This window comes from Ollibium composti, from assembly GCF_004801285.1.
In the GTDB taxonomy this organism is placed as follows: domain Bacteria; phylum Pseudomonadota; class Alphaproteobacteria; order Rhizobiales; family Rhizobiaceae; genus Mesorhizobium; species Mesorhizobium composti.
The window spans coordinates 36,963-60,202 of record NZ_SSNY01000013.1 but is presented as its reverse complement, the minus strand read 5'-3'; the positions used below and the strand labels follow the sequence as shown (position 1 = coordinate 60,202).

Annotated in this window: 29 protein-coding genes; 8 read left to right on the top strand and 21 right to left on the bottom strand. The window is 66.3% G+C overall.

Annotated features, from left to right (window positions below; translation table 11 throughout):
* Positions 1-216 precede the first annotated feature (216 nt).
* Positions 217-1,098, top strand: coding sequence for a methyltransferase domain-containing protein (locus tag E6C48_RS19370; protein WP_136359832.1), 882 nt, complete (start codon positions 217-219; stop codon positions 1,096-1,098).
* Between the two features lie 47 nt (positions 1,099-1,145).
* Here E6C48_RS19370 and E6C48_RS19365 read toward each other — a convergent pair whose 3' ends face one another.
* From E6C48_RS19365 to E6C48_RS19340, 6 genes are all read right to left on the bottom strand, one after another.
* On the bottom strand, positions 1,146-1,325 hold the full coding sequence (locus E6C48_RS19365; RefSeq protein ID WP_330998643.1) for a Flp family type IVb pilin: 180 nt from the start codon (positions 1,323-1,325) through the stop codon (positions 1,146-1,148).
* Positions 1,326-1,400: 75 nt separating this feature from the next.
* On the bottom strand, positions 1,401-1,718 hold the full coding sequence (locus E6C48_RS19360) for a hypothetical protein (protein ID WP_136359831.1): 318 nt from the start codon (positions 1,716-1,718) through the stop codon (positions 1,401-1,403).
* 134 nt (positions 1,719-1,852) lie between these two features.
* Entirely contained in the window at positions 1,853-2,257 is a 405-nt protein-coding gene (mutT, locus tag E6C48_RS19355) for an 8-oxo-dGTP diphosphatase MutT (protein ID WP_136359830.1), read from the bottom strand.
* The gene (locus E6C48_RS19350) at positions 2,250-3,032 is read right to left on the bottom strand and encodes a GNAT family N-acetyltransferase (protein WP_206086536.1); all 783 of its coding nucleotides are present in this window, start codon (positions 3,030-3,032) and stop codon (positions 2,250-2,252) included. The genes mutT and E6C48_RS19350 overlap by 8 nt, the downstream gene beginning before the upstream one ends.
* Complete coding sequence (gene argJ / locus E6C48_RS19345) at positions 3,032-4,273, bottom strand: bifunctional glutamate N-acetyltransferase/amino-acid acetyltransferase ArgJ (protein WP_136359829.1); 1,242 nt, start codon at positions 4,271-4,273, stop codon at positions 3,032-3,034. Before argJ ends, E6C48_RS19350 begins: the two co-directional genes overlap by 1 nt.
* A gap of 149 nt (positions 4,274-4,422) precedes the next feature.
* Positions 4,423-5,337 (bottom strand): peptidylprolyl isomerase, encoded by a 915-nt coding sequence (locus tag E6C48_RS19340; protein ID WP_136359828.1) that lies wholly within the window; start codon positions 5,335-5,337, stop codon positions 4,423-4,425.
* Positions 5,338-5,580: 243 nt separating this feature from the next.
* On the opposite strand from E6C48_RS19340, the gene secA reads away from it, so the two are divergent.
* On the top strand, positions 5,581-8,310 hold the full coding sequence (secA, locus tag E6C48_RS19335; protein ID WP_136359827.1) for a preprotein translocase subunit SecA: 2,730 nt from the start codon (positions 5,581-5,583) through the stop codon (positions 8,308-8,310).
* A gap of 52 nt (positions 8,311-8,362) precedes the next feature.
* On the opposite strand, the gene E6C48_RS19330 is transcribed toward secA, so the two are convergent.
* The 5 genes from E6C48_RS19330 to E6C48_RS19315 form a co-directional block, all read right to left on the bottom strand.
* Positions 8,363-9,565 (bottom strand): MFS transporter, encoded by a 1,203-nt coding sequence (locus tag E6C48_RS19330; RefSeq protein WP_136359826.1) that lies wholly within the window; start codon positions 9,563-9,565, stop codon positions 8,363-8,365.
* 176 nt (positions 9,566-9,741) lie between these two features.
* The gene (locus E6C48_RS22630) at positions 9,742-9,918 is read right to left on the bottom strand and encodes a hypothetical protein (protein WP_168734586.1); all 177 of its coding nucleotides are present in this window, start codon (positions 9,916-9,918) and stop codon (positions 9,742-9,744) included.
* Positions 9,919-10,046: 128 nt separating this feature from the next.
* Complete coding sequence (locus E6C48_RS19325; protein WP_136359825.1) at positions 10,047-10,511, bottom strand: hypothetical protein; 465 nt, start codon at positions 10,509-10,511, stop codon at positions 10,047-10,049.
* Positions 10,512-10,637: 126 nt separating this feature from the next.
* Positions 10,638-10,970 (bottom strand): DUF883 family protein, encoded by a 333-nt coding sequence (locus E6C48_RS19320; protein WP_136359824.1) that lies wholly within the window; start codon positions 10,968-10,970, stop codon positions 10,638-10,640.
* Between the two features lie 84 nt (positions 10,971-11,054).
* Positions 11,055-11,816 carry a Crp/Fnr family transcriptional regulator gene (locus tag E6C48_RS19315; protein WP_136359823.1) on the bottom strand — a complete coding sequence of 254 codons (762 nt, stop codon included), beginning with the start codon at positions 11,814-11,816 and terminating at the stop codon, positions 11,055-11,057.
* Positions 11,817-11,985: 169 nt separating this feature from the next.
* On the opposite strand from E6C48_RS19315, the gene E6C48_RS19310 reads away from it, so the two are divergent.
* A complete protein-coding gene (locus tag E6C48_RS19310) occupies positions 11,986-12,366 on the top strand; it encodes a response regulator (protein WP_136359822.1) in 381 nt (126 codons plus the stop codon).
* A 7-nt stretch (positions 12,367-12,373) separates the two neighbouring features.
* On the opposite strand, the gene E6C48_RS19305 is transcribed toward E6C48_RS19310, so the two are convergent.
* Both E6C48_RS19305 and E6C48_RS19300 read right to left on the bottom strand, forming a co-directional pair.
* The gene (locus tag E6C48_RS19305; RefSeq protein WP_136359821.1) at positions 12,374-12,922 is read right to left on the bottom strand and encodes a sigma-70 family RNA polymerase sigma factor; all 549 of its coding nucleotides are present in this window, start codon (positions 12,920-12,922) and stop codon (positions 12,374-12,376) included.
* 3 nt (positions 12,923-12,925) lie between these two features.
* Positions 12,926-13,126 (bottom strand): NepR family anti-sigma factor, encoded by a 201-nt coding sequence (locus E6C48_RS19300; protein WP_407941025.1) that lies wholly within the window; start codon positions 13,124-13,126, stop codon positions 12,926-12,928.
* 219 nt (positions 13,127-13,345) lie between these two features.
* Between E6C48_RS19300 and E6C48_RS19295 the strand changes: the two genes are divergently transcribed.
* From E6C48_RS19295 to E6C48_RS22625, 4 genes are all read left to right on the top strand, one after another.
* Positions 13,346-14,140, top strand: coding sequence for a response regulator (locus E6C48_RS19295; protein WP_136359819.1), 795 nt, complete (start codon positions 13,346-13,348; stop codon positions 14,138-14,140).
* Between the two features lie 76 nt (positions 14,141-14,216).
* Positions 14,217-14,381, top strand: coding sequence for a DUF1328 domain-containing protein (locus tag E6C48_RS19290; protein ID WP_136359818.1), 165 nt, complete (start codon positions 14,217-14,219; stop codon positions 14,379-14,381).
* 187 nt (positions 14,382-14,568) lie between these two features.
* Positions 14,569-15,603: a sensor histidine kinase gene (locus tag E6C48_RS19285; protein ID WP_136359817.1), complete on the top strand. Its 1,035-nt coding sequence runs from the start codon at positions 14,569-14,571 to the stop codon at positions 15,601-15,603.
* Between the two features lie 133 nt (positions 15,604-15,736).
* Positions 15,737-15,913, top strand: a complete 177-nt coding sequence (locus E6C48_RS22625) for a hypothetical protein (protein WP_168734585.1) — start codon at positions 15,737-15,739, stop codon at positions 15,911-15,913.
* A 77-nt stretch (positions 15,914-15,990) separates the two neighbouring features.
* Here E6C48_RS22625 and E6C48_RS19280 read toward each other — a convergent pair whose 3' ends face one another.
* The 7 genes from E6C48_RS19280 to E6C48_RS19250 all read right to left on the bottom strand — a co-directional run bounded on the left by E6C48_RS19280 (position 15,991) and on the right by E6C48_RS19250 (position 21,386).
* Complete coding sequence (locus E6C48_RS19280; RefSeq protein ID WP_136359816.1) at positions 15,991-16,869, bottom strand: 3-hydroxybutyryl-CoA dehydrogenase; 879 nt, start codon at positions 16,867-16,869, stop codon at positions 15,991-15,993.
* A gap of 102 nt (positions 16,870-16,971) precedes the next feature.
* Entirely contained in the window at positions 16,972-17,901 is a 930-nt protein-coding gene (locus tag E6C48_RS19275; protein WP_136359815.1) for an electron transfer flavoprotein subunit alpha/FixB family protein, read from the bottom strand.
* Between the two features lie 22 nt (positions 17,902-17,923).
* The gene (locus E6C48_RS19270; protein ID WP_136359814.1) at positions 17,924-18,673 is read right to left on the bottom strand and encodes an electron transfer flavoprotein subunit beta/FixA family protein; all 750 of its coding nucleotides are present in this window, start codon (positions 18,671-18,673) and stop codon (positions 17,924-17,926) included.
* Between the two features lie 217 nt (positions 18,674-18,890).
* Positions 18,891-19,667 carry a rhomboid family intramembrane serine protease gene (locus tag E6C48_RS19265; RefSeq protein WP_136359813.1) on the bottom strand — a complete coding sequence of 259 codons (777 nt, stop codon included), beginning with the start codon at positions 19,665-19,667 and terminating at the stop codon, positions 18,891-18,893.
* A 52-nt stretch (positions 19,668-19,719) separates the two neighbouring features.
* Entirely contained in the window at positions 19,720-20,301 is a 582-nt protein-coding gene (locus E6C48_RS19260) for a cob(I)yrinic acid a,c-diamide adenosyltransferase (protein WP_136359812.1), read from the bottom strand.
* Positions 20,302-20,320: 19 nt separating this feature from the next.
* Positions 20,321-20,512, bottom strand: a complete 192-nt coding sequence (locus E6C48_RS19255; RefSeq protein ID WP_136359811.1) for a twin transmembrane helix small protein — start codon at positions 20,510-20,512, stop codon at positions 20,321-20,323.
* A gap of 16 nt (positions 20,513-20,528) precedes the next feature.
* Positions 20,529-21,386, bottom strand: coding sequence for an SDR family oxidoreductase (locus E6C48_RS19250; protein ID WP_136359810.1), 858 nt, complete (start codon positions 21,384-21,386; stop codon positions 20,529-20,531).
* 55 nt (positions 21,387-21,441) lie between these two features.
* On the opposite strand from E6C48_RS19250, the gene E6C48_RS19245 reads away from it, so the two are divergent.
* Entirely contained in the window at positions 21,442-22,296 is an 855-nt protein-coding gene (locus E6C48_RS19245) for a YihY/virulence factor BrkB family protein (protein ID WP_136359809.1), read from the top strand.
* Here E6C48_RS19245 and E6C48_RS19240 read toward each other — a convergent pair.
* Complete coding sequence (locus tag E6C48_RS19240) at positions 22,263-23,165, bottom strand: DMT family transporter (RefSeq protein ID WP_136359808.1); 903 nt, start codon at positions 23,163-23,165, stop codon at positions 22,263-22,265. The two genes, E6C48_RS19245 and E6C48_RS19240, sit on opposite strands and share 34 nt — an antisense overlap.
* Positions 23,166-23,240 lie beyond the last annotated feature (75 nt).

Sequence of the window (23,240 nt, the reverse complement as noted above, 5' to 3'; positions counted from 1 at the left end):
ATTGCCCACAAGGCTGGTCCCCGCATGCATGATAGCATATCTACGGTCGGCAAACCGAGTTGTTCGGTGCGTCCTTCGGGGCTCGCTGCGCTCGCACCTCAGGATGAGGAAAGTCGGCGCTGTCGCCTTCTACGGGCGAAGTCGCACTGTCAGCCCTCATCCTGAGGTGCGAGCGCAGCGAGCCTCGAAGGACGCACGACAGGCAGGACCTTAAAAGTGCAGCCGATCATCGACACATCGCTGTGGCTGGCGCGCAAGCGCCGCGCGCTGGCGCGCCCGGTGCCCGGCGCCGATTTCCTCATGCAGCGCGCTGCCGAGGACCTTGAGCTGCGGCTTTCCACGGTCGGAAAGCGCTTCAGCCGAGCCGCCGCGCTGTTTTGCCAGACGGGCGCTGCCGCCGAAGCGCTGGCAGCCAGCGGCAAGGTGGATGAAATCGAGCGCATCGAGGCCGATCCCGCCTTCCTGTCGGATGGCGCCGGCCGCATCGCACCCTTCGAGACGCTGCCGTTCGAGCCGGAAAGCCTCGACCTCGCCGTCTCGTTGCTGTCGATGCAAGCGATGAACGACATTCCGGGGTTTTTGGCGCAGGTACGCCGCGCGCTGAAGCCGGACGGCCTGTTCCTCGCAGCACTCGCCGGCGCCAGCACGCTCGCCGAACTGCGCGAGAGCCTGCTTGCCGCCGAAACCGAGCTTGCCGGCGGCGTAAGCCCGCGCGTACTGCCGTTCGCCGACGTGCGCGATGCCGGCGCGCTGCTACAGAGAGCCGGTCTCGCCCTGCCCGTCGCCGATGTCGAGGATACGACCGTGCGCTACGACACGCTGTTCGACCTGGCGGCGGACCTGCGCGCCATGGGCGAGACGAGCGCGCTCGCCGACCGTTCGCGCCGCCCCGCCGGCCGGCGGCTGTTCGCCCGCGCCGCCGAAATCTACGCCGAGCGCTTCGCCGATCCGGACGGCCGGGTCAGGGCGACGTTCTCGCTCGTATGGATGTCCGGCTGGGCGCCGCACGCCTCGCAGCAGCAGCCGCTGAAGCCGGGCTCCGCCAAGGCATCGCTGGCGGCGGTGCTCGACAGGCTGGAAGAAGGCAAGACGCAATAGAACGGCGCCGGCCTTCGCCGGCCGGTCCTGGACTCGACGCCGATGCTTCAGGAGCCGGCGAGGACCTCGCTGATCCGATCGGCGACATCGCTCCACAACGTCTGGAGCGATGCGGCGAAGACGGTGACGCCGCCGACGATGGCCAGCGCGATGAGGCTAGCGACCAGGCCGTATTCGATGGCCGTCGCACCCCGTTCGTCCGTCAGGAACCGCCGCAGCATGGTCATGACGTTCATCCTGCCCTCGAACCATTAAGAAAGGTTAAGACGGCACGCTTAACGGGCGGTGAAAGAGTCCCGGCCTCAGCAGTCGCCGCTGCGACTTCCGTCGGCGCGAATGATGCAGACCGAATCGGGCGACGGTTGCAGCACCGAACGGCGCACCGTGTAGCTGCTGGAACGGCTGACGGAGCCGGTGCTGGTCATGTCCAGCCCGAAAACGCCGTTGTCGCGCGCATAGATCTGCCGGCTTTCGCGGTCGAGCAGCGGCGTGGCGATCAGCGCCAGCGCGATGGCCGCCGAGCCGAACAGCAAAGCGAGCCTGAGCACGCCCATGCCGGCTTGCGAGGCGCGCTGCGACCGGTCGGGCCGGATCGCATCCCACTCCTTTTCGAGGCTCATCGGCTTGCGTCCCCACAGCATTGCACGGCCGGAAAGCGGCGTCTCGTCAATTTTTCATGTCCGGATAAATCTTTTCTTAACGCAGGGCGCCTTTCGCGCGCGGCCGCGCGATCACAATCACAAAAGATTGGCGGTCACAGAAGATCGATCAGGAACGGGATCAGCGGCGCGTCGGCCGGCGGCATCGGGTAGTCGCGCAGCCGGGCAGGCTTCACCCATTTCAGCGCCTGTCCCTCGCGCGGCGCGGCGATGCCGGTGAAGCGGCGGCAGACATAGAGCGGCATCAGAAGGTGGAAATCGTCGTAAGAGTGGCTCGCGAAGGTCAGCGGCGCCAGGCAGGCAGCCTGCGTCTCGACGCCGATCTCCTCGCGAAGCTCGCGGATCAGGCATTCCTCCGGCGTCTCGCCGGTCTCGACCTTGCCGCCGGGAAACTCCCACAGGCCGGCAAGCTGCTTGCCTTCGGGACGTTGCGCGATCAGCACGCGCCCGTCCGCATCGACCAGCGCGCAGGCCGCCACCAGAAGCAGGCGCCTAGCCATCGACAGCCGCTCCCGGCGGGCGGCGGTAATGGTAGGGGTAGACTTCCTCGAAGCCGAGCGACCGGTAGAGCGCCAGCGCCGGCTGGTTGGCGGCCTCTACCTGCAGCCAGGCCTGGCGCGCGCCGCGCAGCCGCGCCCATTTGAGCGCCGACAGAACGAGGCTGCGGCCATGCCCCTGCCCGCGCACGGCCGCCGCGGTGGCGATCTCGAACAGGCCGGCAAGATCGGCGTCGTGGACGCAGATCAGCGTCGCCAGCGGCTCGGCGCCATGCTCCAGCGCGAACAGGCCGGTTTCGGGCTGGATGGCGCCGATGATCTCCGACAGGCCGGGCCGGAGCGAGGCGTCCGAGCCATGCACCTTGAGCGCCGCGCCGATGAAGCGGCCGATGTCCTTGAGCGGAATCTGATCCTGCGCACCCTCCACCGCCGCATCGGTCAGCGCCATGCGCATGACCAGCGAGTCGTCGAAGCGCGCCCAGCCCTCGGCATCGAGATGCGCCGACAGCGCCTCGCCCGACAGCGGCGAGATGCGGAAGGTCAGCGGCCGGCCGTAGGCGTCGAAGCGCCGGGCGGCGCGCGCGATGCGCTCCGGAAGGTCGTGCACGTCGCTGGGATCGAGCGGATTGACCGAATTCAGCCGCTTGGCCGGCAGGCCGGCGGTGAGTCGGATCGCCCAGGTGCCGTCATAGTGCACCGTCGCGGCCGGCCATGCGCGGAACCCCGCCGCCTCGAAACGGCGCACGGTGGCGAGCACGCTCGGCGATGGAGCGGCCATCAGCTGCGGTAGTCTCCGTTGATGGCGACGTATTCCTTGGTCAGGTCGCAGGTCCACACCGTCGCCTTGCCGCGGCCGATGCCGAGGTCGGCGCGGATGACAACCGAATCGCGCTTCATGTAGGCGGAGGTTTTCTCCTCCGAATAGGCCGGGTCGCGCTCGCCCTCGAAGGCGAGGCGATTGTCGCCGAACCAGATCGACAGGCGGTCGCGGTCGGCGGGCTCGCCCGCCTTGCCGACGGCCATGACGACGCGGCCCCAGTTGGCGTCCTCGCCGGCCACCGCCGTCTTGACCAGCGGCGAGTTGGCGATCGCCAGCGCCACCTTCTTGGCCGAGCGCGCCGACTTGGCGCCGGTGACGGTCACCTCGATTTCCTTGCGCGCGCCCTCGCCGTCGCGCACCACCTGGCGGGCGAGTTGCTTCAGCATCTTGCCGAGCGCCCGGCGGAACGGCCCGAGCCGCGCGTCCTTGGCATCGGTAATGGCCGGTGCGCCGCGCTTGGCGGCCGCACCGGTGGCGAACAGGAGAAGCGTGTCCGAGGTCGAGGTGTCGCTGTCCACCGTCACCGCGTTGAAGGTTTTTCCCACGCCGCGCGACAACAGGTCCTGCAGGACGGGCGCGGCGATCGGCGCGTCGGTGGCGACGAAGGAAAGCATGGTGGCCATATCCGGCGCGATCATGCCGGCGCCCTTGGCGATACCGTTCAAGGTCACGTCGGCGTCGCCGAGCTTCACCGTCGCCGTCGCCACCTTGGGATAGGTGTCGGTGGTCATGATCGCCCTCGCCGCCTCGGTCCACAGCTCCGGCTTCGCCGCCTTCACCAGATCGCCGAGCAGATGGCTGAACTTCTTTGCGTCGAGCGGCTCGCCGATCACGCCCGTCGAGGCGAGGAAGATCTCGCCGGCCGAGCAGCCGGCCGCCTTGGCCGCCGCATCGCCCGTCATCGCCGTCGTCTCGCGACCCTTCTTGCCGGTGAAGGCGTTGGCGTTGCCGGAATTGACCACCAGCACGCGCGCCTTGCCGCCCGGCAGGTTCTGGCGGCAGAAATCGACCGGCGCCGAAGGACATTTCGAGCGGGTGAAGACGCCGGCGACCGTCGTGCCGGCGTCGAACACCATCGCGAGCAGGTCGGTGCGGCCCTTGTACTTGATGCCGGCCTCGGCGGTGGCGATGCGCACACCCTCTATCCCCGGCATCTTCGGATATTTCTTCGGCGCCAGCGGGGAAACGGTTGCGGACATTGTGAGCCTCGGCTGCAAAGCATGGAAGGAGGCCGGTTTGCCCGATAGCGCGCGGGCGCGCAAGGGCTTCGAAGACAGGCAAGACAGACCTGCGGATAGAAAAAGGGCGGCGCCTCGCGGTGCCGCCCTGTCCAGTCTCGCCGTCTCGCCTACTTGCCGCCCTCGGCGGCATCGACGGCCTTCTTCAGCGCCTCGTCGGGAATCTCGACCTTGGCGGCGGCGCGCAGTTCCTTGACCAGCGCGAAATACTTGTCGCGCAGCACCGCCGAGCGGATCTGGTCCTTCACCTGCTCGAAAGCCGGCGGCTGCTTCGGGCGCTTGTCCTCGACCTTGATGACATGCCAGCCGAACTGCGTCTGCACCGGCTCCTTGGTGTAGGAGCCGGGCTCCAGCGCCATCGCCGCCTTCTCGAACTCCGGCACCATCTGGCCGGGGCCGAACCAGCCGAGATCGCCGCCGCTCGTCTTGCCGCTCGGATCGGTGGTGTGCTTGTTGGCGAGGTCCTCGAACTTGGCGCCGCCGTCCAGCTCCTTGATGATGGCGTCTGCCTCTTCCTTCGTCTTCACGAGAATGTGACGGGCATGCACCTCGTTGACGGCCGGCTGCGCGGCGATTTCCTTGTCGTAGCGGGCGCGCACCTCGTCGTCGGTGATCTTGTCGACCACCTCCTTCTCGACGATCTCGCCATGCAGCGCGCGTTCCTGCAGGAAGGCGGCGCGGCGCTGGAAATCGGCGTCCTTGTCGAGGCCGTCGGCCACCGCCTTGGCGGCCATCACCTTGATCTCGATAGCGGCCGAAAGGGCCGCGGCGCGGCGCTGCTCGGCCGGCAGCTGCGCGAATTGCTGGGAAAGCTCGCCCTCGGCCATGGCAAGGTCCGCCTCGGTGATCGGCTTGCCGCCGATGGTGGCAACCACGGCATCAGGATCGACGGGCTTGGCGGCCGCCGCTGCATCCGGCGCGGCAGGGGCGGTTTCCTGCGCCGCCAGCGGCGACAGGACAAGGGCCGACAGGCCGAGCGCCAGGCCAAGGCCGGCAAACGACGGGCGGCAGAACGAAAATTGCATGAAGATCACTCCGGTGGGGGAACTGTCCGGCTGTTGAGATCAACCGAAATGTGGCGGAATTGGGCGCGCTCGAGCCGGCGCACGCAACGTTGACATCGTTTGTGGCCCCTCTTATCTGTCCAGCGACTTTGCGTCCAGAACAAGTTCCGGGCGCTTTTCGGTGTTTTATCCGTTCAGGATCGGCTTGACGGGCCTCGATCGAGCCCGCCGCCACGATCAGGAATACAAGCGAAAGGACCATTTATGGTCAGTCTCGGCTCTCTCGCCCGCAAGGTCTTCGGATCGGCAAACGACCGTCGCGTCAAGTCGACGCGCCCGCGAGTGGAGGCGATCAATGCGATGGAAAACGAGATGCGGGCGTTGTCCGACGCCGATCTCGTCGCCCGCACGCAAAAATTCCGCGACGATCTCGCCAACGGCGCCTCGCTCGACGACCTTCTGGTTCCCGCCTTCGCCACCGTGCGCGAGGCGGCGCGACGCGTGCTCGGCATGCGTCCCTTCGACGTGCAGCTGGTCGGCGGCATGGTTCTGCACGGCGGCGGCATCGCCGAGATGCGCACCGGCGAGGGCAAGACGCTGGTCGCCACCGCGCCCGTCTATCTCAACGCGCTGGCCGGCAAGGGCGTCCATGTCGTCACCGTCAACGACTACCTCGCCAGCCGCGACGCCGAATGGATGGGCCGCATCTACAAGTTCCTCGGCATGACCGTCGGCATCATCGTCCACGGCCTCGACGACGAGGAGCGGCGCGCGGCCTATGCCTGCGACATCACCTACGCCACCAACAACGAGCTCGGCTTCGACTATCTGCGCGACAACATGAAGTACGAGCGCGCGCAGATGGTGCAGCGCGGCCACAACTACGCAATCGTCGACGAGGTCGACTCCATCCTGATCGACGAGGCGCGCACGCCGCTCATCATCTCCGGTCCGCTGGAGGACCGTTCGGAGATGTACAACACCGTCGACGCCTTCATCGTCCAGCTGCTGCCCGAAGACTACGAGGTCGACGAGAAGCAGAAGACGGCGATCTTCACCGAGGACGGCACCGAGAAGGTGGAAAACATGCTGCGCGGCGCCGGCCTGCTCAAGGGCGAGTCGCTCTACGACGTCGAGAACGTCGCCATGGTCCACCACGTCAACAATGCGCTCAAGGCGCATCGCCTGTTCCAGAAGGACAAGGACTATATCGTCCGCAACGGCGAGATCGTCATCATCGACGAATTCACCGGCCGCATGATGCCCGGCCGCCGCTATTCGGAAGGCCTGCACCAGGCGCTGGAGGCGAAGGAGCACGTGGCGATCCAGCCGGAAAACCAGACGCTCGCCTCGGTCACCTTCCAGAACTACTTCCGCATGTACAAGAAGCTGGCCGGCATGACCGGCACGGCGCTGACCGAGGCGGAGGAATTCGGCAACATCTACGGCCTGGAAGTCACCGATATCCCGACCAACCTGCCGGTCCAGCGCATCGACGAGGACGACGAGGTCTACCGCACGGTCGAGGAAAAGTACCGCGCCATCATCCAGGAAATCCGCGACACCCACGCCAAGGGCCAGCCGGTGCTGGTCGGCACCACCTCGATCGAGAAGTCCGAGCTTCTGGCCGAACTGCTCAAGAAGGCAGGCATCAAGGGCTTCCAGGTGCTCAATGCCCGCCATCACGAGCAGGAAGCCTCCATCGTCGCCCAGGCCGGCGTGCCGGGCGCCATCACCATCGCCACCAACATGGCCGGCCGCGGCACCGACATCCAGCTCGGCGGCAACGCCGACATGCGCATCGAGCAGGAGCTGGCCGACATGCCAGCCGGCCCCGAGCGCGAGGCGCGCGAGAAGGCCATCCGCGAGGACGTGGCGAAGCTGAAGGAAAAGGCGCTGGCCGCCGGCGGCCTTTACGTGCTGGCCACCGAGCGTCACGAAAGCCGCCGCATCGACAACCAGCTGCGCGGTCGCTCCGGCCGCCAGGGCGATCCCGGCCGCTCCAAGTTCTACCTGTCGCTTCAGGACGACCTGATGCGCATCTTCGGCTCCGAGCGCATGGACGGCATGCTGACCAAGCTCGGCCTGAAGGAGAACGAGGCCATCATCCATCCCTGGATCAACAAGGCGCTGGAGAAGGCCCAGACCAAGGTCGAGGCGCGCAACTTCGACATCCGCAAGAATCTGCTGAAATACGACGACGTCTCCAACGACCAGCGCAAGGTGGTGTTCGAACAGCGCATCGAACTGATGGACGGCGAGAACCTGTCGGAGACGGTCGCCGGCATGCGCAACGACGTCATCGACGAGATGGTCGCCAAGGCGATCCCGGAAAACGCCTATGCCGAGCAATGGGACGCCGCCGGCCTGAAGGCGGAGGTGCAGCAGTACCTCAACCTCGACCTGCCGATCGAGGAGTGGGTGAAGGAGGAGGGCATCGCCGAGGACAACATCCTCGAGCGCATCACCGCCGCCGCCGATGCCGCCGCCGCCGACCGCGCCGGCCGTTTCGGCCCCGACGTGACGGCCTATGTCGAGCGCTCCATCGTGCTGCAGACGCTCGACGCCCTGTGGCGCGAGCACATCGTCAACCTTGACCACCTGCGCTCGGTGGTCGGCTTCCGCGGCTATGCCCAGCGCGACCCGCTGCAGGAATACAAGCAGGAAGCCTTCGAGCTGTTCCAGGCAATGCTCGGCAACATGCGCCAGGCGGTGACGGCGCAGTTGATGCGCGTCGAGCTGGTGCGTCAGGCCGCCGAGGCGCCGCCGCCGGAAGCGCCGCAGGCGATCGGCCAGCATATCGACCCCGTCACCGGCGAGGACGACTTCAACGAGGGCGGCGCCCTGCTCGCCGTGCTGGAGAACACCCGCACCGTGCCGGCGGAAGAGCGCGACCCGGCCAACCCCGCCACCTGGGGCAAGGTCGGCCGCAACGAGCCCTGCCCCTGCGGTTCGGGCAAGAAATACAAGCACTGCCACGGCGCCTTCGCCTGAGGCAGCGCCTCTCTCCGCAAATCGTTGAGCCGGCCGCCCGGGCCGGTTCCGCTCATGCCGGTTGCGGCAAGGCCGGCTTCACCCGCGGGAAAGCCAGCGCCATGCCGGCCGCGCCCAGCCCGACCAGCGCCGAGCCGATGAACAGCCACGAATAGCTGGCATAGGCGTCGTAGATCATGCCGCCGGCCAACGGGCCGAAGGACATGCCGAGCGCCGACAGCATCGTCGCCGCGCCGAACACCGTGCCCATGATGCGCGGTCCGAAATACTCCCGTGCCAAGACCGCATAGAGCGGCATGGTGCCGCCATAGGTGGCGCCGAAGATCACCGCCAGCCCGTAGAACTGCCCGAGCCCGCCGGCCAGCAGATAGGCCGGGATCACCGCCGCCTGGATCAGCAGGCCGGCGACCAGCACCGGCTTGGCGCCCAGCCTGTCTCCGGCGACGCCGAACAGGATGCGCCCGCCCAGCCCCGCCAGCCCTTCGACGCTGTAGATGGTGACCGCCGCCATCGGCGCCACGCCGCACAGCATGGCGTAGCTGACCATGTGGAAGATCGGCCCCGAATGCGCCGCGCAGCAGGCGAAGAAGGTGAGCCCCAGCACCAGGAACTGCGGCGAGCGCAACGCCTGCCAGACCGTCATGTCCGGCTCACCGGCGATTTCGCCGCCGGCCGGCACATCCCCTGCCGTTTGCGGCGGCTGGCGCACCAGCAGCGCGGTCGGCAACAGCAGCACCCAGGCGCCGATGCCGATGACCAGCATGGCCGTGCGCCAGTCATAGGCAGTGATCAGCCAGCGCGCGAAGGGCGAGACCGTCATCGGCGCAACCCCCATGCCGGCCGAGACGAGCGAGACGGCAAGGCTGCGCTGTCGGTCGAACCAGGCGGTGGTGAGCGCGATCATCGGTGCGAAGAAGGTCGACGCCGCGATCCCCACCAGCACGCCGTAACCGAGCTGGAAGGCCAGTAGCGAGTGAGCCTGGCTCGCCAGCACCAGCGCCAGCCCCAAAAGCACCGCGCCGGTCAGCACCACGATGCGGGCGCCGAACCGGTCCGTCACCGCGCCCCAGGCGAAGCCGCTCACCCCCATGACGAGGAAGTTCAGCGTCATGGCGCTGGAGATGCCGGCACGCGACCATTGCGTATCGACGGCGATCGGCTCAAGGAAGATGGCCAGCGAAAACATCGCGCCGATGGCCACGCAGCCCATCAGGGCGCCGGCGGCGACGATCATCCAACGGTAGGAATGCGTCATTCTCGTTCCTCCCGGATACGACGCATCGCAGACGAAATGAAAGCGCGCGCGGTCCGTTTATGCAAGGACGGCGCGACGCGGCACGATCCGACAGGATTGAAAAAAGAGGCCGATACCTTCCTGCCACGACCTGCCATCAGGTCGCGACAGGCAGGAAGAAGCGGTAGGAGACCGCATCAACCGCCGGGAGCGGCGGTGTCGGCGGCCGGCGTGCCGTTGTCCAGCATCTCGCCGTAGAAGCCGACGCCGCCCCAGACGGCGAAGGCGAGCAGCAGGGCCGCGACAAGCACGATCAGCACATGCCAACCCCAGCGCCCCTGACGGGCTTCGTTGTGTGGAATGATCTTGACCATGGTCGCCTCCTTGGAGCGCCGTGTGCCGCAGGGCACAAGGAATCCAACGCATTGATCCTGCATTGGAACGCGACGCTTTCAGGGAGGCTAACGATGGGTAACCGCGAAGGTTCCAGCCTTCGGGCGCCTCAAATGCCGGCTCCAGGGTCCGGGTCGTCCGGTCCGGATTTGACGTTCTCGCGGTAGATCGCATAGGCGAGCATCGCCGCCGCCGGACCGAGGATCAGGCCTAGCCCGCCCTTGCCGCGCGCGAGCGCCGGCAGCAGCGCCAGCGCCGCGGTGAGACCGACCGCGGTCATGTCGGCCTTGCGACGGCGTTCCCGCTGCCTGGCACGCGAACCGGCCGACAGCCTAAAGACAAGCAGGATCAGTCCCGCGATGACCAGGAAGCCGACGCCGAACCCGGTGGCGGCCTCGATCGAGCCATAGCGCAGCGCCGTCCAGATATAGAGGGCGCCGACGAGGAAGCCGGCGCCGACAAGTGCCGCCGTTCCAGCAAGCAGATGGACGATTGCGGCGAGCTTCGCTCGCTTCAACGCAGCGGCCGTCTCCCCTGAGGCGAAACCCGCGAGCAGCGATGCCAGTGTTCCCATGGCGGCGCCCGGCTAGAGCATGTTGCAGCCAAGTGGAAACACTTGGCGTCGCATACATGCGGCAAAATCAAATAGATAGATCATGATGTCGTCCGAAAACCGTTTCACACTTTTCGGCATCATGGCCTAGCGGCGCGACAGGAGCGCGAACAGAAAGCCGACGCCGGCCGCGATCGCCAGCGATGTCACCGGCTTTTCGCGCACGCTCGCCAGAACCTGTTCCTCCAGGTCGCGCGCATTGGTCTTGAGGCTGTCCATCGCCGCCTCGCCCTGCACGCGCAACTGCTCGACGCCCTCGGCGGCGGCGCGACGCGCGGTGCCGTAGCCCTGCTGGCCGGTGGCCGCCATCTGCTTGGCCAGCTTTTCGATGTCGGCCCTGAGCTGCCGGATATCGGCTTCGAGATCGGCCGTGGCATTGTCGCCGGCGGTGGTCTGGTTGACGGTCTTTGCGGTCGCCATTCTGGTGCTCCTGTGTTTGGTCATTGCAAACGTCCGGTACGGTCCATTGTTCCGCCAGCGTTCGGCCTGCCGAAAACGGCCGCCTCATACCAGCGGCCGGCGCTCCTCGCCGAGCCCTTCCCAATGCGCCAGTTCCTTCAATCCGTCGACATCGAGCACCTCGCAGCCGCCGTCGCGCCAGCGCACCAGCCCGCGCGCCGCCAGCTTGCGGATCGTCTTGTTGGTGTGGACAAGCGACAGGCCGAGCGTATCGGCGACATGCTGCTGGGTGATCGGGATGGCGACGGGCTTGCGCGCGATCAGGCCGACGCCGTCCGCGCGCGCGCATATGAAGGCGATGAGATAGGCGCAGCGCTCCAGCGCCGAGCGACGGCCGACGCTGAGCAGGTTCTCGTCCAGCATCCGTTCCTCGCGCGAGGCAAGCCATGTGATGTCATAGGCCAGTTCGGGATAGTTGCGATAGAGATCATGCAGTTCGCCGCGCTCGAACACGCAAAGCAGCATCGGCGACAGCGCTTCGACCGAGTGCTGCATCTCGCCCATGACGCTGCCCTGCAGGCCGATCAGGTCGCCCGGCATGGTGTAATTGAGGATCTGCCGCCGGCCGTCCGACAACAGCTTGTAGCGAAACGCCCACCCGGACAGCACCGTATAGAGATGCGCGCTGTGGCTGCCTTCGACCAACACGGTCGCGCCCCGCTCCACCGCCAGCTCGCCCTTCTTGAAATGGGTGACATAGGCGAGTTCCTTGGCCGTGAATTCGCGGAAGACCGGCAACGGCCGCAACGGGCAGTTTTCGCAAGGATATCGACGCGTGGAAACGGAGCGGCCGTTTTGACCTGACATTCAGACCCCCTCAATGCCGGACAGCAACGTCCCAGCGTCGATAGGGTTCCGCCCGCTCACGCTCAGATGTCGCCCCGCATGTCTTTTTTAAATGACAGGAGCGCCGTCAACGCTCATGACTCGCCGGCTTTTTAAGGACGCGATTCTGCGGTTTGCCGAGGCTCAACGAATGTCTGATTTGCTCGACGGCCTGCGCGTGCTCCTGCTCGAGGATGAACCCTTGATCGCCATGGACGTGGAACAGTTGTGCCTGGACAACGGCGCGGCGGAGGTCATCACCGTGCGCGCGCTGGAGGAAATCGACCCGCAGGCCGCCGTCTCGTCCGTCGACGTCGCCATCGTCGATCTGATGCTCAACGGCGTCTCGACACTCGATTTCGCCCGCCGGCTGCAACAGGCGGGCAAACCGTTCGTCTTCGCTTCGGGCCATTCCGACGCCGACGAAGTCCAGGCTTCGTTTCCCGAAGTCGCCTTCGTCGCCAAACCCTATGCCGGCGCCGACCTGGTGAACGCCGTCGCCGCGGCCTGCGGCCGCCTCTCGCCGGCCTGAACGCGGATCAGGCGGCCGGCTTGCCCATCACCTGGGTGGAGATGGCGTCCGGGCCGTACTCGTCCTCGCCGGTGATCTGCAGGATTTCCTGCAGCTTGGCACGGGCCCGCGAGACGCGGCTCTTGATGGTACCGACAGCACAACCGCAGATCTCGGCCGCTTCCTCATAGGAAAAGCCGGACGCGCCGATCAGGATGATCGCCTCGCGCTGGTCCTCCGGTAGCTGCTCCAGCGCGCCGCGGAAATCCTCGAGGTCGAGCTGGCCGTGCTGGGCCGGATGGACGGCGAGCTTGGCCGTCATGATGCCGTCGCTGTCCTGCACCTCGCGGCCGCGCTTGCGCATCTGCGAATAGAACTCGTTGCGCAGGATGGTGAACAGCCAGGCCTTGAGGTTGGTGCCGGGCTGGAAGGAGGCGTGCTTGTCCCATGCCTTGACCAGTGTTTCCTGGACGAGGTCGTCCGCCTTGTCAGCGTTCTGCGCCAACGACAGCGCGAACGCGCGCAAGGACGGGATCGAACCGAGCAGATCGGTCTTGAAGCCCTGCGAAACGGCCATGCGTCAGTCCTTCTTGGAGGCAGGTTTTGCCTGCTCCAGCTGCGCCAGCAGCTGGGCGAAGCGATCCGGCACGTCCTCGGAAACCAGGTCGTCGTAATATTGTCGGAGTTTGCGGCCGATTTCAGAGTTCGGCCCGAGCAGGTCGCCGGAACCCTTCCGACGCTGTCGCGCGTCAGCCGTGGAGGTCTTCATCATGTCCTTCATATTTTCCCCGTCCCCGCCGCCGTCCACCATACGTCAAGGCGAGCGGCACCCTTGTCTGGTCACCCCGATTGGAGCCGAAAACGCATGTTGCGGAAAATCGTTCCCTTGCCGCGGAACTTTTTTCACCGGCTGACGTTTTTAGGTCCGGGCCTTGCACCGTGGGGGTTTGCAATCCGCCTGATCCGATCCTAAGCACGTCATCTGAGGGAGACGTTCATCATGAGCTTGTCCGCAACCATCGCTCCGCACCTGCCGTTCCTGCGCCGTTTCTCACGCGCCGTTTCGGGCTCGCAGGAAAGCGGCGATGCCCTGGTGGCCGCGATGCTGGAAGCGATCATCGCCGACGTCGACATCTTCCCCAAGGCGTCCAGCGACCGCATCGCGCTCTACAAGGTCTTCGCCAGGCTGTTCACCTCCGTCGCCATCCGCGTGCCGCAGGAGGAAGCCCAGTCGGCATGGGAACAACGCGCCGCCGCCAACCTCAACGCGCTGGCGCCGCTGCCGCGCCAGGCTTTCCTGCTGGTCGCGGTCGAGGGCTTCAGCGCGGCCGAAGCCGCCGAGATCCTCGACATCGACGAAGACGCCTTCTCCGACCTGCTGGCCGAGGCCTCGAACGAGATTTCGCGCCAGGTCGCGACCGATATCCTCATCATCGAGGACGAGCCGCTGATCGCCATGGACATCGAGGAGATGGTGGAAAGCCTCGGCCATCGCGTCGTCGGCACGGCACGCACCCATGCCGAGGCGGTTGCCCTTTTCGGCCGCACGCACCCGCATATGGTGCTGGCAGACATTCAGCTCGCCGACGGCAGCTCGGGCATCGAGGCCGTCAACGAGATCCTGTCCTCGACCTCGGTGCCGGTGATCTTCATCACCGCCTTCCCGGAGCGGCTGCTGACGGGCGAGCGTCCGGAACCGGCCTTCCTCGTCACCAAGCCGTTCAATCCCGATATGGTCAAGGCGCTCATCAGCCAGGCGCTGTTCTTCGACCGGCAGGCCAAGGCCGCCGCCTGAGGCGGCGCTTTTCGCACAATCATGGAACAAACGGCGATGACCGGCGTTTTCAGCCATCGCTTGAAGGAGATGGACAATGCTCTACTGGGCGCTGGTGTTTCTTGTCGTGGCCATCATCGCCGGCGCGCTCGGATTCGGCGGCATAGCCGGGGCCTCGGCCGGGCTGGCCAAGATCCTGTTCTTCATCTTCCTGGCGTTCCTCGTGCTCTCCCTGCTGGCCGCGCTCTTCAGGCGAGCGTGAATGGCCGGCCGTTCGATACTGGAAGCCGCCCCCCTCAATCGGTTTCCAGTCGCCGCCGGGTTGCGGTCCTCACCGGACAGCAGCCCGGCGGAACCCTTTCGTCACACTTTTCACCGATCATCGCCGGCCTGATGGAACCTAATCCAGCATATGCCGTTGCAACTGCCTGGAGGGGATGCGTTGGCACATGAGTTTCGGGTCTACCCCAAAAGGGCAGAGTTCCTATAGCGACGAGACGATAGGCCTGCCGACCGACGAGAAAGACGGACAGCTCGGCCGGGCGCTGATGCACGCCCTGCGCAATGCGGGCGTCGCCGTGCTCTACCAGGACCGTGACCTGAAGATGGTGTGGGGCCGCAACATGCGCGCGCCCTGGGTATCCGGCGACGGCGAGGCCGGGCAGAACATGCTCCCGGCCGCACAGGCCGAACGCCTCGACACGGCCCGTCGCAAAGTCGTCGCCACCGGCAAGCCGGAGCGTTTCGAGATCGGCATGCCGGCCGAAGACGGCATGCGCTGGTTCGAGATCTGGGTCGACGCCGACCTCGACGACAGCGGCGCAGTGCAGGGCATCGTCACCACCAAGGTCGAGACCACCGAGCAGAAGCGGCGCGAACAGACGCTGCGCACGCTGCTGCGCGAAGTCAGTCACCGGTCCAAGAACCTGCTTGCCATCATCCAGGGCATCGCCTCCCAGACCGGCCGCTATTCCGACGGCATCGCCGACTTCCTGACCCGCTTCCGCGGCCGGCTGCAATCGCTCGCCTCCTCGCAGGATCTGGTGACCTCGTCGAACTGGCGCGGCGCGCGGTTGCGCGAACTGGTGGCCGGCCAGGTCGGCCGCTACGGCCCAGACCCGGTGAACAGCCTGCGCTTCGAGGGCGCCAACCCGTTCCTCAACCCGAACGCCGCCCTCCACATCGGCCTTGCCATGCACGAGCTAGCCGTCAATTCCGTCAGCTACGGCGCGCTCTCCAGGCCGGACGGCTTCGTCGAGGTCGTTGCCGGGCTTGAGGGCGAGCCGGACGACCTTTCGCTGTCGCTGGCATGGCACGAACGGATCGCGCCGCACAAAGAACCGAAGAACGGCAAGCGCTTCGGTTCGGTGGCGCTGGAACGTGTCGTGCCGGCCTCGCTCAACGGCGCGGCCAAGCTCGATATAGGCAACGACCGTCTGGACTACAGTCTCACCGTGCCGCACGGCAACTTCGAGATCGATTGAGCCCGACGGGCCGGGAGCATCGGGCAGGGCCGGCATGACGACGCATCCTCGGCCGGTGCGCGGTTAACCTCTCATTTACCATAACGGCGCATGGTTCGCGGGGGAGCGGTCGACGATACGCGAGGCTTCGAAAATGGGCGCCGACATGTACAGGCTCGAACGCGCCGCCCGGCTGGCCATGGGACCGATCCCGGACATCGCGCCGGAAATCCTGCCGCCGCAGCCGGCCTTCCGCATAGCCCAGCACTTTGCCGTCCTCGCCGCGGCAACGGTGGCGTTGGCGGCCGCGACAGCCCTATTGCTTTTCTAGATCAGATTCGCGCCCATCCCGCCGGGCCACCCGCCACGGCAGCCGAGCGAATTCCCGACCGAGCGGAAAACAGCGGATCAGCGCGTCGGCACCGGGTGCTCGCCGCGATAATCGTAGAAGCCGCGGCCCGCCTTGCGGCCGAGCCAGCCGGCCTCGACATACTTCACCAGAAGCGGGCATGGCCGGTACTTCGAATCCGACAGGCCATCATGCAGAACCTGCATGATCGACAGGCAGGTATCGAGGCCGATGAAGTCAGCCAGCTGCAGCGGTCCCATCGGGTGGTTGGCGCCGAGCTTCATCGCCGTGTCGATCGCCTCGACGCTGCCGACGCCTTCGTAGAGCGTATAGATTGCCTCGTTGATCATCGGCAAAAGGATGCGGTTGACGATGAAGGCCGGGAAATCCTCCGACACGGTGGCGGTCTTGTCGAGTTGGGCGACATAGCCCTTTGACGCCTCGAAGGTGCGGTCGTCGGTGGCGATGCCGCGCACCAATTCGACGAGCTTCATCACCGGCACCGGATTCATGAAATGGATGCCGATGAACCGCTCGGGACGGTCCGTGGTGGACGCCAGCCGCGTGATCGAAATCGAGGAGGTGTTGGTGGCGAGGATCGCTTCCGGGTTGAGCAGCGGGCAGAGTTGCGCGAAGATCTTGCGCTTGACGGCCTCGTCCTCGGTGGCCGCTTCGATGACCAGATCAGCCCCCGCAAGCCCCGCCATGTCGGGCGCTGCCGAAATGCGCGCCATGGCGTCCTTGCGCACCTGCTCCTCCAGCTTGCCGGAGGCGACCTGACGGGCCATGTTGCCGCTGATGGTGGCGATGCCCGTCTCGATGCGCTCGGCGCCGACGTCGTAGATCAGAACCTTGTAGCCCGCGAGCGCCGACACATGGGCGATGCCGCCGCCCATCTGACCCGCGCCGACGATACCGATGGTTTCGATCTTGCTCATGATGGCATCCCGTTGCCCGCTTTTTGTGCACCGCAAAATTAAAAGGGCGGGGCGACTTCGTCTACCCCGCCCTTACAATTTAATATCGGATCGGAACCGCCGTCAAAGCGCCTTCTGGAGTTCCGGCAGGACGGTGAAGAGGTCGCCGACGATGCCGTAGTCGGCGACCTGGAAGATCGGCGCTTCCTCGTCCTTGTTGATGGCGACGATGACCTTCGAGTCCTTCATGCCGGCGAGGTGCTGGATGGCGCCGGAGATGCCGCAGGCGATGTAGAGGTCGGGCGCGACCACCTTGCCGGTCTGGCCGACCTGCCAGTCGTTCGGCGCATAGCCGGCGTCGACTGCCGCACGGGAGGCGCCGACGGCGGCACCCAGCTTGTCGGCCACCGGCAGGATGACCTCCTGGAACTTTTCCGCCGAACCCAGCGCACGGCCGCCCGAGATGATGATCTTGGCCGAGGTGAGCTCGGGACGATCCGATTCCGACAGCTTGTTCTCGACGAAGGTCGACAGGCCCGGATTGGCGGCAGCAGATACGGTCTCGACGCTGGCCGAGCCGCCTTCGGGGGCCGCCTGGAAGGAGGCGGTGCGCACGGTCACCACCTTCTTGGCATCGGTCGACTGCACCGTCTGGATGGCGTTGCCGGCATAGATCGGCCGCTTGAAGGTGTCCGGCGAGACGACCTCGATGATTTCCGACACCTGCGCCACGTCGAGCAGGGCGGCGACGCGCGGGGCGACGTTCTTGCCGGTGGCGGTGGCGGGCGCGACGATCGCGTCGTAGTTGCCGGCGAGCGAGACGACGAGTGCGGCGGTCGGCTCGGCCAGCCGCTCGGCCAGTTCGTCGGCCTCGGCCAGAAGAACCTTGCGGACACCCTTCAGCTTGGCGGCGGCATCGGCCGCTGCCTTGGCGCCCTTGCCGGCCACCAGCACGTCGACATCCGAGCCGATCTTGCTTGCCGCCGACAGCGCCTTGGCGGTCTGGTCCGACAGCGAGGCGTTGTCGTGTTCGGCGATGAGGAGAATTGCCATTTCTTGTTCCTTTCCCGATCGCTTACAGCACGCCGGCTTCGTTCTTGAGCTTGTCGACCAGCTCGGCGACGGTCTTGACCTTGACGCCCGCCTTGCGGCCGCCCGGCTCCTCGGTCTTGAGCACCTTCAGCCGCGGCGCGACGTCGGCGCCGAAATCGGTGGCCGTCTTCTCGTCCAGCGGCTTCTTCTTCGCCTTCATGATGTTAGGCAGCGAGGCGTAGCGGGGCTGGTTCAAGCGCAGGTCCGCCGTCACGATGGCCGGCATCTTCAGATCCACCGCCTGAAGGCCGCCGTCGACCTCGCGCGTTACCTTGGCACGGTCGCCGGCAAGCTCGATCTTCGAGGCGAAGGTGCCCTGCGACCAGCCCAGAAGTGCGGCCAGCATCTGGCCGGTCTGGTTGGAATCGTCGTCGATCGCCTGCTTGCCGAGGATGACGAGGCCGGGCTTCTCCGCCTCGACCACGCCCTTCAGAACCTTGGCGACGCCCAGCGGCTCGACCTCGCCGTCGACCTTGACCAGGATCGCCCGGTCGGCACCCATGGCGAGCGCGGTGCGCAGCGTCTCGGCCGCCTGCGCGGGACCGATCGACACAACCACGATCTCCTCGGCCTTGCCGGCTTCCTTCAGCCGGATCGCCTCTTCCACCGCAATCTCGTCGAACGGGTTCATCGCCATCTTGACGTTGGCAAGCTCGACGCCCGAACCGTCGGCCTTCACACGAACCTTCACGTTGGCGTCCACAACCCGCTTCACGGGCACGAGAACTTTCATCTCAATCTCACCTCTCAACGATGTCCGGGTGCGCTCTTACCAGCGCCTGCCCGGCGGGATTTGCCGAATGCCGACATTTGCGGCGAAAATTCCGTTCTTCCGACGCCTCGCGGGTGGCGGAAAGGCTGCCAAAGGCGCGCGGACCCTAGTGGCGCCCGCCCTCACCGTCAATATCGCAGTGCACACCAAATCGGTTGAAAGACCTGCCTTTTCGACCTTACTGGCGACCCCAGCGCGGCGCGGACACCGCCGCCGGCGGCTCCTCGACAGGCACGATCGGCTCGGCGTCGATGGAAGCCGGCGCCACGACGATCTCCTCATCCTCGAGCGGCACGTCGCGGCGGCGCAGGATGAGCACCAGCACCGCGCCCGCCACGATGCCGCCGACATGGCAGGCCCAGGACACCTGGTCCTCGCCGCCGGCCAGGAACATGACCACCTGCAGGAAAATCCACAGCGCCAGCACGATATAGGCGGGAATGCGCAGCGGAATGCGGGCGAAGGCGAGGATCCACACCTTCACGCGGGGAAACAGGATCAGGTAGGCGGTGACCACGCCGGCGATGGCGCCGGAAGCGCCGATCAGCGGCTCCTGCGAATCCGGTGCGACGAGGCCGTGGACGAAGGCGCCGGCAACGGCGCAGGCCAGGTAGAAGACAAGATAGCGGACATGGCCGAGCGCATCCTCGACATTGTCGCCGAAGACCCACAAAAACAGCATGTTGCCGCCGAGATGGAAGATGTCAGCGTGCAGGAAGGCGTAGCTGAGGTAGCTCAGGCTCTCCGGGATGACGACGAATTGCGGAGCCAGTTCCGCCGTGTCGTGGACGACCGAGGGGATGAAGCCGAGGCCGAGCACGGCGGCGTTGGTGAACTGCTCCCCACCGAGGCTGGTGCACAGATAGGCCACGACGTTGAGCGCGATCAGCCCGAAAGTGACGTATTGCAGGCTGATCGAGCGCAGATGGTTGGAATCGTAAAGCGGAATGAACATCAGGCCGGTTCCCGGTGCCTTCCGCCCGACCCTGTTGCATCCAACCCGGCCGTCAGCGGTTCTTGCCCGGCACCCATAGCACGTCCGCCTTGCCGTTGTCATTGACGGCGCGCGCGGCGACGAACAGGAAATCGGACACGCGGTTGAGATATTTGAGCGCGTCGCGGTTGACATGCTCGTCCGGCTCCTGCGCCAGCGCCACGACAAGCCGTTCGGCCCGCCGCGCCACGGTACGGCCAAGATGCAACGCCGCCGCCGCCGGCGTTCCGCCGTTCAGCACGAAGGAGCGCAACGGCGCGATCTCCTTGTTGAGCAGGTCGATGTCCTTTTCCAGCCGCTCGACCTGGGCGGGCACGATGCGCAGCGGCTCGTAGTCCAGCTTCTCGCCGGTATCGGGCACGGCAAGGTCGGCGCCGAGGTCGAACAGATCGTTCTGGATGCGCGCCAGCATGGCGTCGATTTCAGGATGCGACGCCCCGGTATGGATCCGCGCCATGCCGACGCAGGCATTGACCTCGTCGACGGTGCCGTAGGCTTCCACCCGAAGATCCGATTTCAGCCGCCGCTCGCCGGAGCCGAGGCCGGTCGTGCCGTCGTCGCCCGTGCGGGTGTAGATCTTGTTCAGTCTGACCACGACGAGCCTCCGCTTCCGGCTACTTGCGCGTCATGTAGACGACGATCAGGATCAGCACCAGCGCCACGAACTGCAGCAGCACGCGCGCCTGCATGAGCTTGTTGGAGGTCACGCCGGAACCGCCGCGCATCATGTTGACGAGGCCGCGGACGAGCACCGCCACGACGGCGACCATGGCGACGATGGCGAGGGCTTTGACGAAGGTTTCCATGGACGTTCCCGATTGGTCAGGTCGTGCGGGCAAGGATACGGTAAAACAGCGCCGCCGGCAGCACGCGCTTGAGTATGACGCCGAGTCGCGCCGGCATGGTTACCACATAATGCGGCTTCGGGCGTTGCGACAGAAGCGCATGCCTGAGCGCCGCGTAGACGACCTGCGGATCGTTCCTGCGGGCCTCGGCGGCAGCCAGCCGCGCCTGCTCCATTTGCTCGCCATAGCCGGCGCTGTGGACCGAGGCTGCCTTGTCGATGGTCTTCTCGAACAGCGGCCTGCCGTTGGCGTGGATGTTCGAGCGCACAGGCCCCGGCTCGATCAGCGAGACATGGATGCCGCTGCCGCGCAGTTCCTGCCGCAGGCATAGCATCAGTCCCTCGATCGCGTATTTCGAGGCGCAGTAGGCGCCGCGGAAGCGGGCCGGCATCAGCCCGAGGACCGAAGAGCAATGCACCAGCCGGCCATGACCCTGCCGGCGCATCACCGGCACGACGCGCCGGGTGAGATCGTGCCAGCCGAAGACATTGGCCTCGAACTGGTCGCGCAGCGCCTCGACCGGCAGGTCCTCGACCGCACCCGCCTGCGCATGCGCTCCGTTGTTGTAGAGTGCGTCGAGCCGCCCGCCGGTGCGTTCCAACACCAGTGTCACCAGCGCCTCGATGGAGGCGGCGTCGCGATAGTCCATGAAGAAGGCCTCGAAGCCCTCCGCCTCAAGGGCCGCGATATCCGCCGCCTTGCGCGCGGTGGCGAAGACCCGCCAGCCGTCGGCCTTAAGCGCCCGCGCGCAATAGGCGCCGATACCGGAGGATGCGCCGGTGACGATGATGGACGGCGGCTCGGCCGCGCGATCGGTGGCTGCAAGGCTTGCCATTTGCGGCAAACCCTTCCCATATTCGCGGCCGGTACACAATCGCAGGTAGGGACCCTTGCTGCGCAACATCGTCGCCGTAAAGCGCGTCCTCTACGATGCGTTGGGCCATTTCAACAACGACGACGGCTGGGCGATGTCCTCTCACCTGGCCATCACGGCGCTGATGGCGTTGTTCCCCTTCCTCATCTTCGCAACGACGCTGGCCTCCTTCCTCGGCGCGCAGGCCTTCGCCGACACCGCCGTGCACATCGTCTTCGACACCTGGCCCGAGCAGATCGCCAAGCCGATCGCCCGCGAGGTGCTCAATGTGCTGACCGTGCAGCGCACCGACCTTCTGACCTACGGCGTGGTACTGGCCGCCTATTTCGCCTCCAACGGCATCGAGGCGCTGCGCACCTCGCTCAACCGCGCCTACCGGGTGAGCGAAACGCGCGGTTTCTTCTACCGCCGCGCCCAGAGCCTCGTCTTCGTGCTCATCGCCACGGCGGGCATCCTCGCCATATCCGTTCTGCTCGTCTTCGCGCCCATCCTGGCGCGGCTGGCGGAAGCCCATATCGAGTGGATCAAGCCCTACATGGGCACCATCACCGTTTGGCGCTACGCCGTCGCCTCGGCGGTCATCGTCGGCGGCCTGTTCGCCGTGCATTTCTGGCTGCCGGCGGGCAAGCGGCGCTTCGTCTCGCTGGTTCCCGGCATCCTGTTCACGCTGATCGGCTGGCTGATCGGCTCGACCGTCTTCGCCAGCTATATCGACCATTTCTCCAGCTATGTGACGACCTATGCGGGACTGGCCTCGATCATGATCGCCGTCGTCTTCCTCTACATCGTCTCGGCGGTCTTCATCCTCGGCGGCGAGCTCAACGCCGCCATCAGCCGCTACCTGGAGGCGCGGGCGCGGGTGACCGGCTGAGGCACCTTCTGGGCCGTCGCCAGACCGACGCCCAGCGTGGCGACCGCCATGCCGAAAATCTGCACAAGGTTGAGGTCCTCGCCGAACAGCAGCCATGCCATGACGGCGGTGACGGCCGGCACCAGGTAGAACAGCGAGGCGACCTTCGCCATCGCGCCCTCGCGGATCATCAGCATCAGAAGGAAGATGGCGCCGATCGACAGCACCAGCACCAGCCAGGCAAGCGCGAAGACCAGCTCGCCGTTGAAGGTGACCTGGCGCGTCTCCAGAAGGGCCGAGCCCAGCGCCACGGTCGCCAGCCCGCCGACATATTGCCAGAACGTCGCCGCCCACAGGTTGCCGCCGGAAGCGAAACGCTTCTGCCAGACGGTCCCCAGGCTCATGCCGATCACCGAGACGATCGACGCCGTCAGCGTGGCGGCGGTGACGCCGCTGCCGAGCGCGCCGAGCTTCGGCCACAGCACGATGACGACGCCGACGAAGCCGACGGCCAGGCCGAGCCAGTGGCGCGGCAGGATTTTTTCGCCGAGCAGTTTGCCGGCGATAACGGCGGTGATCAGCGGTTGCAGCCCGACGATCAGCGCCGAGATGCCGGCAGGCAGGCCGCGATGGATCGCCCAGAACACGCCGCCGAGATAGACGCCGTGCATCAGAACGCCCGCGATCGCCGCGTGAAACGCTTCGGCCGAAGTCAGGCGTTTCGATGCGAGAGCAGTCATCAGCGCGGCGAACAGGACCGCGGCGATGCCGAAGCGCAGCGCCAGGAAGGTGAACGGCTCGGCCCACGGCATGGCGTAGCGCGCGCCGATGAAACCGGTCGCCCACAGGACGACGAAGGTGGCGGGAACCAGCCGCTTCAGGCCGTGCATTGCCGGGAAACCTTGTCCGGAGGAATCGGAAGCGCCGATGTAATGCGGTTTGGCTGGCCAGGCAAAACGAAACCG